Source organism: Celeribacter sp. (assembly GCF_048266405.1).
Classification (GTDB): Bacteria; Pseudomonadota; Alphaproteobacteria; order Rhodobacterales; family Rhodobacteraceae; genus Celeribacter.
The window spans coordinates 73,064-87,049 of record NZ_JBLWZO010000002.1 but is presented as its reverse complement, the minus strand read 5'-3'; the positions used below and the strand labels follow the sequence as shown (position 1 = coordinate 87,049).

10 protein-coding genes and 1 riboswitch are annotated in these 13,986 nt (G+C 60.7%); of the genes, 4 read left to right on the top strand and 6 right to left on the bottom strand.

Features of this window, described 5'->3' with window-relative positions; translation table 11 throughout:
* Positions 1 to 41: 41 nt before the first annotated feature.
* Complete coding sequence (locus ACN0TS_RS05190; RefSeq protein ID WP_417258274.1) at positions 42 to 1,247, bottom strand: TsoY family (seleno)protein; 1,206 nt, start codon at positions 1,245 to 1,247, stop codon at positions 42 to 44.
* Positions 1,248 to 1,435: 188 nt separating this feature from the next.
* Here ACN0TS_RS05190 and ACN0TS_RS05185 point away from each other — a divergent pair, with 188 nt between their 5' ends.
* Complete coding sequence (locus ACN0TS_RS05185; RefSeq protein WP_417258273.1) at positions 1,436 to 2,272, top strand: MOSC domain-containing protein; 837 nt, start codon at positions 1,436 to 1,438, stop codon at positions 2,270 to 2,272.
* Between the two features lie 65 nt (positions 2,273 to 2,337).
* Positions 2,338 to 2,688 (top strand): hypothetical protein, encoded by a 351-nt coding sequence (locus ACN0TS_RS05180; protein ID WP_417258272.1) that lies wholly within the window; start codon positions 2,338 to 2,340, stop codon positions 2,686 to 2,688.
* Between the two features lie 6 nt (positions 2,689 to 2,694).
* On the opposite strand, the gene cobN is transcribed toward ACN0TS_RS05180, so the two are convergent.
* A complete protein-coding gene (gene cobN / locus ACN0TS_RS05175) occupies positions 2,695 to 6,369 on the bottom strand; it encodes a cobaltochelatase subunit CobN (protein ID WP_417258271.1) in 3,675 nt (1,224 codons plus the stop codon).
* Between the two features lie 64 nt (positions 6,370 to 6,433).
* Here cobN and ACN0TS_RS05170 point away from each other — a divergent pair, with 64 nt between their 5' ends.
* Complete coding sequence (locus ACN0TS_RS05170; RefSeq protein WP_417258270.1) at positions 6,434 to 6,595, top strand: hypothetical protein; 162 nt, start codon at positions 6,434 to 6,436, stop codon at positions 6,593 to 6,595.
* Here the strand turns inward: ACN0TS_RS05170 and ACN0TS_RS05165 are convergent.
* The 3 genes from ACN0TS_RS05165 to ACN0TS_RS05155 form a co-directional block, all read right to left on the bottom strand.
* Positions 6,592 to 7,041: a GNAT family N-acetyltransferase gene (locus ACN0TS_RS05165; protein ID WP_417258269.1), complete on the bottom strand. Its 450-nt coding sequence runs from the start codon at positions 7,039 to 7,041 to the stop codon at positions 6,592 to 6,594. The two genes, ACN0TS_RS05170 and ACN0TS_RS05165, sit on opposite strands and share 4 nt — an antisense overlap.
* Before the next feature lie 4 nt (positions 7,042 to 7,045).
* Positions 7,046 to 8,125 (bottom strand): cobalamin biosynthesis protein CobW, encoded by a 1,080-nt coding sequence (gene cobW / locus ACN0TS_RS05160; RefSeq protein WP_417258268.1) that lies wholly within the window; start codon positions 8,123 to 8,125, stop codon positions 7,046 to 7,048.
* A gap of 69 nt (positions 8,126 to 8,194) precedes the next feature.
* Entirely contained in the window at positions 8,195 to 8,866 is a 672-nt protein-coding gene (locus ACN0TS_RS05155; protein WP_417258267.1) for an energy-coupling factor ABC transporter permease, read from the bottom strand.
* Between the two features lie 32 nt (positions 8,867 to 8,898).
* Positions 8,899 to 9,122, bottom strand: a riboswitch (cobalamin riboswitch).
* Between the two features lie 190 nt (positions 9,123 to 9,312).
* On the opposite strand from ACN0TS_RS05155, the gene smc reads away from it, so the two are divergent.
* Entirely contained in the window at positions 9,313 to 12,768 is a 3,456-nt protein-coding gene (gene smc / locus ACN0TS_RS05150; protein WP_417258266.1) for a chromosome segregation protein SMC, read from the top strand.
* A gap of 14 nt (positions 12,769 to 12,782) precedes the next feature.
* On the opposite strand, the gene ACN0TS_RS05145 is transcribed toward smc, so the two are convergent.
* A complete protein-coding gene (locus ACN0TS_RS05145; RefSeq protein WP_417258265.1) occupies positions 12,783 to 13,961 on the bottom strand; it encodes a lytic murein transglycosylase in 1,179 nt (392 codons plus the stop codon).
* Positions 13,962 to 13,986 lie beyond the last annotated feature (25 nt).

Genomic DNA, 13,986 nt, shown 5'->3' with positions numbered 1-13,986 from the left:
ACCTCGGATGAGATGCGCCCCTTGGTCTCGCCGGGAAGGGACTACTCAGCGGGAATGGCGGATGGGGTGCGTGTGCCGTAATGCTGCGCGTTCAGGCGGAACACCAAGGCAATCATTGCAAACTGGAACGCGATAGCGATGGCGGTGATGACCCAATAGGTCGTGCCGAATTTTTCGATCACACCCGCAGCCACGAGGCCCTTGTTGACAAAGAACTGCAACAACACCGACAGCGCGACACCGGGGCAGACCAAGGCGTAAGAGCCCGCGGAGGTCTTTTCACCGAACACGAAGTCTTTGAAATACCCCTGACGGCGCAAAACCGTAAGGCCCAGACCAAGGAACACCAGTTGCACAGACAGCCCTTTGGCAAGGAACATCAACGTGTCCACAGCTGTCGAGTGCCCGTTAAAGGTCGCGTGCAACCCGTGGTCCTGACGCATGAACATGATCGAAAAGATGGTCACAAACGGGATGATGATCAGCAATGTCGGACCTGCTTCTTCAGCGGTGCCATAGTGCAGCATCGAGTTGAAGGCCGTGGTCAGCGCGAGCAGCGCATAGATCAGAGCGGCAGTGCCAAGCACGGTTGATCCAACGACAGAGATGGCCACGATCCACGGTTGGGTCGACATCGCAGCAGGGGCGGCAAAGCCCACAGCGGACATGATGAGCGCAAAGGAGGGCAAAAGCTGCGCAAAGGAGTTATGCGCGGTCACATCGAACACGCCCCCTTTGGACAGCACCCGCCCGAGAAAATCAGCAATGGTTCTCAGCGCAGTATAGGCAATCGCGGCAAAGGCGATCAGCGCCAGCGGAAACAGATATTCGACCACGGTCCACAGTCCGGGCACAAACACGAGACCCGTAATGAACAGCCCGTTGACCGACATGGCAAGAGCCAGTGGCATAGCGAGCAGGGTCGTTTCTGCGTTGGAATTGCGCAGCTTTGTGTAGCGCTCGGTCTTTTTGAATTGTGCGAAATGGGACAGGTTCCAGATCAGCGATTTGAGGTTGAGATAAACAAAGACCGCAATGCCCGCCATGGCTATGGCAATCGCGACTTTGAGGGATGTGCTCCCCGTGGCCCATGCGGCCATGATGTCTTCAAACACCGGCACCGAGCGACCGGGATGCGGTATCCAGAACATTAGATACATAAAGAACGTGACCGCGAGTCCACCCGCGCCCACCGATGTCAGGAAGTACATCGGCACATAGCTTTCACTTGCTTTCGAGGATTTCATGTTGCGTCTCCTAATTCATATTCAAAAAGAAGAATATATATGGAGTGCCGCGCCCACCTTGATTTGGATCAAAGGGGCAAATGGGATATATCTTTTATGCACTGCGATGAGGCACATCCCGCCGAAAAGACCATCTTGCATTCCCGTCATTTTGGGCATTACTTCGGGTCAACACGAATGAGCCAAGTATGAGAATGTGGGGTGGCATGAACCTTTCCCGAATATCAACCTATCCCGTCAAAAGCCTGCCCGCGACGGACCATGCCGCCCGCACCATAGGATCAATGGGCGTCGACGGCGACCGCCGATGGGCAGTTTTGTATCCCACAGGAACAGTGGCGACACGTCGCGAATTTCCCGAATTGGCACGGATTTCCGTGGTTGAAACGGAAGAGGGGATTTCCCTGTGTCACGATGGCGACCGTCTCGACGTGCCTCGCCCAAGCGGGGCCCAAACCACGGCCTTCGTATTCTCTAACCGAATTGAAGGCGTCGAGGACGCGGGGAATTATGCCGCGAGCTTCCTGTCCTCGGCCTTGGAGCGCGAGGTTCGTCTTGCCTATTTCCCTGATCGCCCCCTGCGTCCTGTAAATATCAAATATAGCCTCACACCACACTTCACCGGTTTTGCCGATGGCTATCCGGTTTTGATCACCACCAACGCGTCGCTACGTGCGCTTAATCAAGCAGCGGGTCACGAGTTTGAAATGCGCAGGTTCCGTCCGAACCTCGTGATCGAAGGCGATATGGCCCCTTGGGCCGAGGACACATGGCGGCGCATTCGTGTCGGCACTTCTGTGTTGCGGATTGTCAAACCGTGCGAGCGCTGTGTGATGACCACGCAAGACCCCAAAACAGGGGTGCAAACCGACCGCCACGAGCCGCTCGCGACGCTTGGCAAACTGCACAGGTCCGCACGCGGGCGTATCATCTTTGGGCAAAACGCCGTTGTCGAACAGGAGGGCACGGTTGTGCTCGGGGATACAATCGAGGTGTTAGAGGCAGGACCGTCAAACCTCTTGTGACCCCGCTTATCGTCTGACCGCCGCGCGTTAACGCTTTGCTAACCAAGATTGGCGACGCTGTGCGTATGACACATGCGCTTCTATCGACGTCCTTCCTCTCGCGCCTCACTCTCATGGCGCTGGCTTTGCCCTTCTTAACCGCCTGCGCCTTGGACAGCCCGCAAATCGGCAAAGTGCTGATCGCACCGACCCCCATTGTTGTAGACGGCGCGAGCTTTCGCATTTTTCGTCAAAAGGGCGGCGGCGACCGCGTTGAGGCGCACCGCATCAACGTGATGGTTCCGCCGCCGTCGCGCACTGCAATCGTCGCAAAGGCCGCGATTGCGATCACCCAAGCCACAGGTTGCCCGATCAAAGCGGGGTCCCTGATTGGCGATCAAGCCCTAATCAAAGCCGAGTTGGACTGCCCAAACTGACGCCACCTATGCGAGCGCCTCAAGCGCGGCACGTGCCGAGTTGGAGCGTGGTTGCCACAACCCGCGATCCATCGCTTCCAACAACCGTTGCGCAATCTCGGCCAAGGCAGGTGCGTTGTGATCCGCGATAAACTCCCGCGTTTCGTCGTCCTCGATAAAGGCCGCATGAACGAGGTCGAAATGGTGATCCTTGACCGCATGTGTCGTGGCCGAAAACGCGAACAGGTAATCCACGGTCGCCGCAATCTCGAACGCGCCTTTGTAGCCGTGGCGTTTCACCCCATCGATCCATTTCGGGTTCACCACCCGCGAGCGAATGACCCGTCCGATTTCCTCGTCCAGAGTGCGAATAACGGGACGTTCAGGGCGCGAGTGGTCGTTATGGTAAATCGGACGATCCTGTCCTTGCAAGGTCGCCACGGCAGAGGCCGCGCCCCCCTCGAACTGGTAATAATCGTCGCTGTCCAACAGATCGTGTTCGCGGTTGTCTTGGTTCTGCACGATGGCCTCGACCTGACCCAAGCGGGCCTCGAACCCTTCGCGATCCTTCACACCCTCGCGTCCCGCGCCATAGGCGTAGCCGCCCCATTCGAGATAGGCATCGGCAAGGTCGCGGCGGTCGCCCCAAAGTTGCTCGTCGATCATCGCCTGAAGCCCTGCGCCATAGGCCCCGGGTTTCGACCCGAACACCCGCGCCGTGCTTTCACCCTGTCGCGCACGGGCGGCGGCGGGGTTGTCGGCTTCGCTCTCGTCCATCTCCTGCACCGCGCGGGCAGCGCTATCGACCAAGGCGATCAACTGCGGAAAGGCATCGCGGAAGAACCCGGACACGCGCAGGGTCACATCGACCCGCGGACGCCCCAGAACGGATGCGGGCAACACTTCGAACCCCGTTACGCGGCGGCTCATTGCATCCCATGTCGGTTTCACCCCCATGAGCGCCAAGGCCTGCGCAATGTCATCGCCGCCCGTGCGCATATTGGCCGTCCCCCACGCGGTCACGAGCATCGCCCGCGGCCAGTCGCCGTGGTCCTGTAGGTGGCGTTCAATCAGCAGGTTGGCGGATTTCCACCCCAAGCTCCACGCCGTTTGCGTCGGCACGGCGCGGGCATCCACGGAGAAAAAGTTGCGCCCCGTGGGCAGCACATCCAACCGCCCCCGCGTCGGTGCGCCCGATGGACCAGGGACCACAAATTTACCCGCTAGGCCGCGTAAAAGCCCGTCCATCTCGGCAGGGCCACAGGCCGCAACCGTAGGCAAAACATGGTCGCGCAGGTGGTCCAGAACTGCTTGGGACGCGAGGCCCGCCGCAGGCAGCCCCTCATCCAAAAGCGCCGCGCAAAAGGCTTCCAACCGCTCGACCGTATCGCCATTGGTGCGCCATGCGCCAGCAACGATTTCGGCCAAAGCATCAGGGCGTGGTCCGTCCCATGTTTGCGCCATGTCGCAATCCAGCGGATCGAACCCGAGAGCAAAATCGAGCGCCAAGGCACGGACCAAAGACGCATCCTTGCCCTTTCCCTCACCGCGCGGCACACGGACCAAGGCCAAGCCCAGATCGCGGGCAAGCCGCCCCGTTGGGGCTGTACCAAAGATATGCAAACCATCACGGATTTGCGCTTCCTTGAGTTCACACAGATAGGCGTCGAGCTTGGTCAGATCGCCATCCTCATCCTCGCCAGTCATGCCCACATCACGGTCGAGACCCGTCACGGCACTCAGGCTCAGAATCTCTTTGCGCAACGCTTCAATACGGCGCGGATCAACGCCCGCCGCTTCGAAATACTCGTCAACCAAGGCCTCCAAATCTCGCAGCGGCCCATAGGTTTCGGCGCGGGTGAGCGGCGGGGTCAGGTGGTCGATGATCACCGCCTGCGCACGGCGTTTGGCCTGTGTCCCTTCGCCCGGATCATTAACAATAAACGGATAGAGATGCGGCATCGGGCCCATGACCGCTTCGGGCAAACAGGTCTCCGACAGCGCAAGCGCCTTACCAGGAAGCCACTCCAGATTGCCGTGCTTGCCCATATGGACCAAGGCATGGGCCCCAAACGCATGACGCAGCCAGAAATAGAAGGCGAGGTAGTTGTGTGGCGGCACCAGATCGGGCGCGTGATAGGTCTCGGTCGGGTCTATGTTATAGCCGCGCGCGGGCTGAATGCCGACAACCGCGTTGCCATAGCGCAGGACCGACAGGGCAAATCCGTCGGCATCAAAAAAAGGATCGTCCTCGGGCGTCCCCCAACGCGCTTCAATCTGAGTGCGGACCTGTTCGGGCAGCGCGTTATAGCTCTCGCGGTAGTCCGCAAGCGTGAGACGTTCCCCGCCCTGTCGGGTCATGCGGTCGGTCAGCCAGTTGGTCGGACCCGCAAGGATCTGCTCCATCAACGCGTCGCTACCCTTGGGAATATCTGTGACGGCATAGCCCGCATCTGCAAGCGCGGTGAGCGTGTTCACCGTCGCGGCGGGGGTATCAAGGCCGACACCATTGGCCAGCCGCCCGTCTTTGTTGGGGTAGTTGGCGAGGATCAGCGCAACCTTGCGCTCCGAAGGCGCGGTGCGGCGCAGCGCTGTCCAATGTGCGGCGAGATCGGCGACAAACTCCACACGGCTCTGGTCGGCCTGATAGGTCGCAATCGCGCATTCCGTGTCGGCGTCGAAATAGGCCTCGCCCTTGAACGACACGGCGCGGGTTAGCACACGTCCGTCCACTTCGGGTAGCGCCACGTTCATCGCGATGTCGCGCGCCGAAAGCCCCGTGAGCCCTTCGTCCCATGACGCATGTGATGATCCTGCGAGGACTACTTGGAACACAGGCGCTTCATTGGCGAACTCGGCGGCGAGCGGGTTGTTGCCCGCCTTCTCAGGCGTGCCAACCGCAAAGGAGGTGCAATTGAGAATCACATCGGGATTGGCCTCGCCAAACAGCGAGTCCAGTGTGGCGACAGAAATCGGATCTTTCAGGGAGGCCACAAAGACGGGCAGGGGATTGAGCCCTTTTTCCAATAAAGCCGACACAAGCGCGTCAATCGGCGCAAGCCCTGCACCCTGAACCAAGGCGCGGTAAAAGGTGATCGGCACAACGGGCGCGCCTTGCGTCCAGTTGGCTCGTGCCGTGTCCAGATCGCACACGCCTTTCGCGGGCCAATAGACCCCTGCACGCAGCAGCGGCGCTGCGGGGGTGGGCTTTTCGCCGCCGTCAAGCATCGCCTGCGCATAGGACAAAAATGCCGCTGCGTTATCTGGTCCGCCCTCCACGAGGTAGGCCCAAAGCGCGTGATAGTCCTGTGACGAAACCGTTGATAAACCTGCCAATTCCGCGTCTGGTTTGTCATCTCCGGGGAGCGCCACAAACGGGATGCCCGCCTCATGCAGCCGCGCGGCATATTGCTCTAACCCGTATTTCCAATAGCCAGACCCGCCCAAAACCCGCGCGATGACCATCCGCGATTTGGTGGCGCAGTCGTCAAGGTGCAGATCAACAGACATCGGGTGGCGCAGGTGCATCAGTTGCGACAGGCGCAGCGATGGCGGCGTGTCCATGCCTGCGCGCGCATGGGACAGGGCGGCCAGTTCGGTGTCCGCAGCGGAGATCACCACAAGGTCCGCAGGGGTCTGCCCAAGGTCAAAAGCCTCGTTGCCGTCGTCGATTGATCCGGGTGTGGCGGCCAACAGATGCATCGGTCTCTCCTTGAAAAGCCGCGCGGTTTACGGCATCAGCGAGAAAACCCCGAAAGGTTCTCTCATGGATTATGGTAAATCAGGCGCGCCGAAGATCGGCAAAAACGCCCCGCGACACGCGGAACACAACGCCAAAGGGTCGTCGAAAAACCCCTACGGCAAAGCTGCCCCAAAGGCTGCTTTGCTCGCCCGTATGAAAGCGGCCGCCGCCAAGAAGACGGACTAAAGCGCCTTTTCGTAGAACACGGAGACGCCGTTGTCTTCGTAGTCGCCAAAGGCTCCGCAGCGGGTAAACCCGTGGCGTTCATACAGACGACAGGCGGCGTCCAATTCGTCGCCTGTCTCCAGCTTCAACGCGGTAAGTCCCTCGTCGCGGGCGGCGTCCTCAATGGCGCGCATCAAGGCTCCCGCAATCCCTTTGCCGCGCCCGTCGGGCGACGTGAACATGGACTTCACCTCGCCGTAGTCGCCTTTGATCTTGAAGGCTCCAACACCCAAAACAACATCCCCCTCACGCGCGGTGAAGAACCGCACATCCTTTGCCGCAAGCGCATCGGTCGGCAGGGCGTGGTTGTGTTCCTCGTCGTAGATTTCCGCCTGTAGCGCCTGTGCCTGTGCCAAAAGGGCGGCAGGTTGCGGGTCGAGCGGGTTTCCAAGTTCGACAATGATCATGGCGTTAGGCCTTTAGTGCGGCGTCAATCGCGGCACGGTCCAGCCCTGCCTGACCAATCACGACCAGACGTGTCTCGCGCGGCGCAGTTCCAAAGGGTTGATCGAAATAGTGATCGACACGCGGCCCAACGGCCTGAACGGTCAGACGCATCGGCTTGCCCGTTACGGCCACAAACCCCTTGAGCCGCAAAATGCCGTGGGCTTTGATCACATCCGCGATCTGTTCGGCAAAGGCCTTGGGGTCGCTGACCTCGTCACGGCTGACCACAAAGCTCTCGAAATCATCGTGGTCATGGTGGTGATGATGATGGTCGTCATCGTGGTGATCGTCGTCATGGTCGTCGTCGTGATGGTGGTGGCCGTGGTGCAGCTCGTCGCGCCCCGTCATGTCACCCTCGGCCCCAATGCCCTGACCGAGCAACACATCCACGGGCAAGGCCCCGTGGGACGCGCGTACAACTTGAACGCCATTGCGGGCTTCCGCTTTGAGTTTGGCGACCAAGGCGTCCGCTTGCGCTTCGCCCAACAGATCGGTCTTGTTCACGACAATCATGTCGGCACAGGCGATCTGATCCTCGAACAGTTCCGACAGAGGTGTTTCGTGGTCGAGGTTCTCGTCAAGCTTGCGTTGGGCATCGACCGCCGCGACGTTATGGGCAAACACGCCTTCGTCCACGGCCTTGCCATCGATCACGGTGATAACCCCGTCGACGGTGACTTTGGTGGAAATCTCGGGCCAGTTGAACGCCCGCACAAGCGGTTGCGGCAGGGCCAGACCTGAGGTTTCGATAACGATGTGATCTGGTGCGTTGTCGCGCTCCAACAGGGCTTTCATCGTCGGGATGAAATCATCCGCAACGGTGCAACAGATGCAGCCGTTCGACAGCTCCATGATGTCGTCTTCGGTGCAGGTCTCGTCGCCGCAGCCCTTGAGAATATCGCCATCGACGCCGAGATCACCGAACTCGTTGATGATTAGGGCAATGCGCTTGCCGTTTGCATTGGCAAGCATGTGACGGATGAGAGTGGTTTTGCCCGCGCCCAGAAAGCCCGTGACGACGGTGGCAGAAATTTTTGCAGCCATTGTGGTGTCCTTTACGTGAAAACGCCGGAGCGGTAAGGCCCCGGCGCGATACGTTTTAATGTGGGGCGATTACGCAGCCGCGAAGGTGCGTGGCGACACGAGACCCGTGCGACCCAGACCTTTGAGCGTCTTGGCACCTGCGAGGATCGCGAGGTCGACGAAAGGCTCGATGGCGATCACGGCGAGGTAGGCGGCGCCAAATGTGGCAATCTCGCCCATTGCGGCAAAGCCCTGACCGTAGACAGCCCAGAAGCCAACCCATGCCACGATACCCGCTTGGTAGGTTGTGGACAGTGCGAGCGCCTGTTTGTAGCTCACGTCGGCATAGGCGGTTTTCGGTGCGATGATACGGTCGGCAACGGCCTTGATCGCGAACATGGGCACCAACAGGGTGGTGACGTTCATGCCATACTGCGGCAGGTCAAACGGCGCGACAGTCACACCTTGCAACAACAGGCCAAGGGCAAGGCCGAGCGCGGCAGGAGCCGCCCCAAACAGCAGGAATAGCGTCGAGCCAAAAATGAAGTGAACTTCCGAGACGCCCACAGGAACATGGGGCAGAACTTGGAACGAGAAGAATGTGGCGATCATGGCCAATGCGGATCGCGAGGCGAGCGACATGGCTCCGCTCTCTTTGACAGCCTGCCATGCGTATTTGGCGGTGAAGCCCGCCGCGCCAGCAGCAGTCACAACAGACAGCGCAATTTTTGCGCCATTAACGATTCCGGGTTCGATATGCATGTTTCGTCCTCCATAGCCGTCATCCCCGACGGCGGGTTGATATAAGGCAAGGCTGGTCTCCTGGCTCGCGGGTCAACGCAGAACTGTCACCTTCCCAGAGCGGTCGCTCCAGTGGTCAATTGACAGCCTGCTCTCCACTTACAGTCGCGGGGGCGGCTTCGGTTTTAAGCCCCGATGTGGGTCGCTCTCACCGAATTCCCAATTCTCCCCTACCGCTTGGCGGCATATGCGGGGAACCTTAGCGCCCCCATTTGGCGTCTGAGAGGGGGTGGGGTCAAGGTGTAACATGTCGCAGAACGGGATTACTGCCCCTTACATCGGCGCTCGAAACGATATCTTGTGGATAACTCGGGGCGATTGCCCAGATATCGGGCAGGCGCCATTGACAGCTTCGCTCCAAACGCAAAAACTTAACCCCCAATGGAATCAGCGGCAAAGGGGTCCCCTTGCGTTTCACCCGCCTGCGATTGAACGGCTTCAAGAGCTTCGTCGACCCGACCGATCTGGTGATCGCGGACGGGCTCACAGGCGTGGTCGGTCCAAATGGCTGTGGGAAATCCAACCTGCTCGAAGCCCTGCGTTGGGTGATGGGTGAAAACCGTCCCAAGGCGATGCGCGGCGGCGGCATGGAGGATGTGATCTTTGCGGGGGCGTCCTCGCGTCCTGCGCGCAACTTTGCCGAAGTGGCGCTGATGATCGACAACTCCGAGCGCCTTGCGCCCTCGGGCTTCAACGATAGCGACAGCGTCGAGATCATCCGCCGCATCACCCGCGACGCAGGTTCCGCCTATAAGGTGAACGCCAAAGACGTGCGTGCCCGTGATGTTTCGATGCTCTTTGCCGATGCCTCCACGGGGGCGCATTCGCCCGCGCTTGTGCGGCAGGGACAGATTTCCGAACTGATCAACGCCAAGCCGAAAAACCGTCGTCGCATCCTTGAGGAAGCCGCTGGCATTTCGGGTCTTTATCAGCGCCGCCATGAGGCCGAGTTGAAACTCAAAGGCGCGGAAACCAACCTTGCCCGCGTCGATGATGTGATCGAACAACTGGCCGCACAGCTTGCCTCGCTCGCCCGTCAGGCCCGCCAAGCCGCGCGGTATCGCGAGATCGGCACCGAGCTGCGCCATGCCGAGGGGCTGTTGTATTACCGCCGTTGGCGGGACGCCGATCAGGCCCGCGCCGAGGCCGATGACCAGTTGCGCATTCGCCTCAAACAGGCCTCCGAGGCCGAACGCCTTGCCCGCGAGGCCACGGCGCAGCGCGAAGCCCTTGAGATCGCCTTGCCGCCCCTGCGCGAGGAAGAAGCGATTGCCGCCGCGGTGCTGCAACGTCTGACCGTCGAGCGCGACCAGTTGACCGAGGAAGAAGCCCGCGCCAAGGACATGATCGACACCCTGTCGCGGCGGATCGAGCAACTGGTGGCCGACATGGCCCGCGAGGAACAGCTGAACAAGGACGCAGGCGAAACCATCGAGCGTCTCGAATGGGAGCAGCGCGAGTTGCTCAAAGCCTCCGAGGGGCACGGCCCGCGTTTGGAGCAGGCCGCCTATAGCGCCACCGAGGCCAACGAGGTGTTGCAGGACCGCGAAACGCAACTGTCCGAAATGACCGAGGATGTCGCCCGTCTCGCCGCGCGTCACCAATCGGCCACCCGCCTTGTCGAGGACAATCGCAAGACGCTTGATCGCGGACGGGGTGAGGCGGATCGCGCTCGCGCCTCGGTCGATGAGGCAAAGGCCACCTTGGAGCAGGCAAGTGCGGCTCTGACGCAAGCCGTTCTCAATCAGGAAATTGCGGCCAGTCGCGCCGAGCAAACCGAAGACGCTTTGATCGCCGCTGACGAGGCCCGCACCGACGCCCAGACCCGCGAAAGCCAAGCCCGCGCCGCCCGTTCCGAGGCCGAGGGTGAAGTCAGTGCCCTTAAAGCCGAAGTGGCAGCGCTTGCCAAAATGCTCGACCGCGACCAGATCGCAGGCACGCAGGTGCTTGATCTCGTCAAAGTGAAGTCGGGCTATGAAAAGGCGCTTGGTGCAGCACTTGCGGATGAATTGCGCCAACCCGCGATTGAGGCCTATCAGGCCTCTGGCTGGGTGACACTGCCCGATTACCCCGACGAGCAAGACCTGCCAATGGGCGTCGAGCCGCTGCACGAATATGTCGACGCGCCCGCCGTTCTGTCGCGCCGCATCGGTCAGATCGGACTGGTGAAGGCCGAGGATGGCGCGCGCCTTCAGGCGGATCTGGAACCGGGTCAACGGCTCGTCTCGATCGAGGGCGACATGTGGCGGTGGGACGGCTACCGCGCAGGGGCCGAGGATGCGCCTTCTGCGGCGGCTCTGCGCCTGCAACAACTCAACCGTCTCGAAGTTCTCAAACAGGAACTCGTTGCCGAAGAGGCCAAGGCTGAAGGCGCGATCCAAGCCCACGAGCATCTCAAGGCCGAGTTGGCCCGCCTTACCGAAGAGGACAAATCCGCCCGCGAAGCCCGCCGCGAAGCCGACCGCGCCCTGTCCGAGGCCGCACGGGCCTTGTCTCGTGCCGAGAACGAAAAGTCTCTCGCGGAGGGTAAGGTCGAGAACCTCGGCCTCGCCGTGTCGCGACATGAGGAAGAGGCCCGCGCCGCGCAGGCCCGTCTGGATGAGGCGCAACAAGCCCTTGACGCGTTGCCCGATTTGCAATTCGCCCGTGACAAGATCGAAGAGGTCAAATTGACCGTCGAGGCGGCGCGGATCACCATGATGACCAAACGCTCCGCCCATGACGAAATCCGTCGTGAGGGCGAGGCCCGCACACGCCGCAGCCAAGAGGTCGTCAAAGAACTGTCAGGATGGAAACACCGCCTTGAAACCGCTGAAAAACGCATCGCGGAACTCAACGAGCGCAAGGAAACCTCAGAGGCGGAATTGCGCGAAGCGGGCGCACAGCCCGAGGAAATTGCCAAGCGCCGCGAGGGTCTTATGGGCCAGATCGACGAGGCCGAAGAGCGCCGCAAGGCCGCTGCCGATGCTTTGTCCGAGGGGGAAACCGCACTGCGCAACGGGGTGAACGCCGAGCGCGAGGCCGAACGTTTGGCCTCCGAGGCCCGCGAAGCCCGCGCCGCCGCCCAAGCTCGCCGTGACGCCGCGCGTGAAACCGTGGAGGCCGCCGTTGAGCGTATCCGCGAAGAATTGGAAACCACGCCAAAGGCGCTGTTGGACGAGTTGGATATCGACCCTGAGAACATCCCGAGCCACGACGCGATTGAGGTCGATGTGAACCGTCTCAAACGTCTGCGCGACAGTCTCGGCGCGGTGAACCTGCGAGCCGAAGAGGACAGCGAGGAAGTCCGCGTCGAACACGACACGCTCGTGAGCGAAAAACAGGATCTCGAAGAGGCGATCAAAACCCTGCGCAGCGGCATTTCCGCGCTCAACAAGGAAGGCCGTGAACGGCTTTTGACTGCATTCGAGCAGGTCAACGAGAGCTTCGGCAACCTGTTCAAACACCTGTTTGGCGGTGGCGAGGCCAAGCTCGCCTTGGTCGAAAGTGATGATCCGCTTGAGGCGGGGCTCGAAATTCTATGCCAACCACCAGGCAAGAAACTTTCCACCCTGTCGCTGCTGTCGGGGGGCGAGCAAACCCTTACAGCACTTGCGCTTATCTTTGCCGTGTTCCTCGCCAACCCCGCGCCGATCTGTGTGTTGGACGAGGTCGACGCGCCGCTTGACGATGCCAACGTGACGCGCTTCTGCGACATGCTTGACGAGATGACGCGTCAGACCGACACCCGCTTCCTGATCATCACCCACCACGCCGTCACGATGGCGCGTATGGACCGCCTCTTTGGGGTGACGATGCAGGAACAGGGCGTGAGCCAACTGGTCTCGGTTGACCTCAAAAAGGCCGAGCAAATGGTCGCCTAAGTGGCGCGGGCCTCTTACAGCTTCGACAAAAGGGCCGACGTGGGCCACGCATCTGCGGGCAGACCCAAGCGGGCCTGTTCGGCCTGAACCGCCGCCCGTGTCCGCGCTCCGAGGATGCCGTCGATTTTCCCGACATCATAGCCGCGCGATTGCAGCTTGGTTTGTAGCTGCTTCATCTGGCTGTCGTTCAACCCCGCATCAGGATTGCCCGCATTATAGACGGGCGCACCCTCAAGGCGGGTGGCGAAATAGGCGGCTGTCGTGACGTAGACAAAGCTCTGGTTCCACTCGAAATAGACGTCAAAGTTGGGGTAGGCGAGGAAGGCCGGACCATGACGCCCCATCGGCAGGATCACGGAGGCGGGCAGGGAGCCAGCGCCTAGCGATCCCGAGCGCGGTGCGACACCCATCTGCGCCCATTGGCTGACCGTGAGTTTGGTCTCAAGACCCGTCTTTGACCAATCCAGAGTGCTAGGCACCGTGATTTCTTGCAGCCACGGCTCACCCGCACGCCATCCCAAGGATTGCAACATCTTGCCCCCCGACATCAGCGCATCGGGCACGGAGGTTTTGAGCAGGACATGACCGTCGCCATCCCCGTCCACCCCGTTGCTCAGGATGTCTTCGGGCAGCATTTGCACCATGCCGATTTCCCCCGCCCATGCGCCGACGGTCGTGGCGGGATCGAAGTCGCCGTGTTTGAACAGCTCGAGTGCTGCGAACACTTGCGGTTGGAACAACTCGGGGCGGCGGCAATCGTGGCTCAGGGTCATCAGCGAGTTGAGCGTGTTGAAATTGCCCTGCACCTGACCGTAGTCGGTCTCCAGTGCCCAGAAGGCCAAGAGAACGCCGCGCGAGACGCCATATTCGCGCTCGATGCGGTCAAACACCGATTTGTATTTGGCGGCATAGTGGCGACCATTGTCCATGCGGTTCTGGCTGATCACGGCGCGGGAAAAGTCGATGAAGGATTTCTTGAAAACACCCTGCGCACGGTCGGCCTTGATCACGGCGGGGCTATGTTTGACGGAGGCAAAGAAGCGGTCGACACTCGCTTTGTCATGGCCTTGTGCGACGGCTTCGGCCTTCATGCCTTTCACAAAGGAGGAGAAATTTCCGCCACAGGCAACCTCGGCAACGGCGGGCGTGGCAAGGGTGAGGGCAAGGGCAGAGGCGAGAGCAATACGGCGCATGGAAAATCCTTTTGGGTCAATCGTG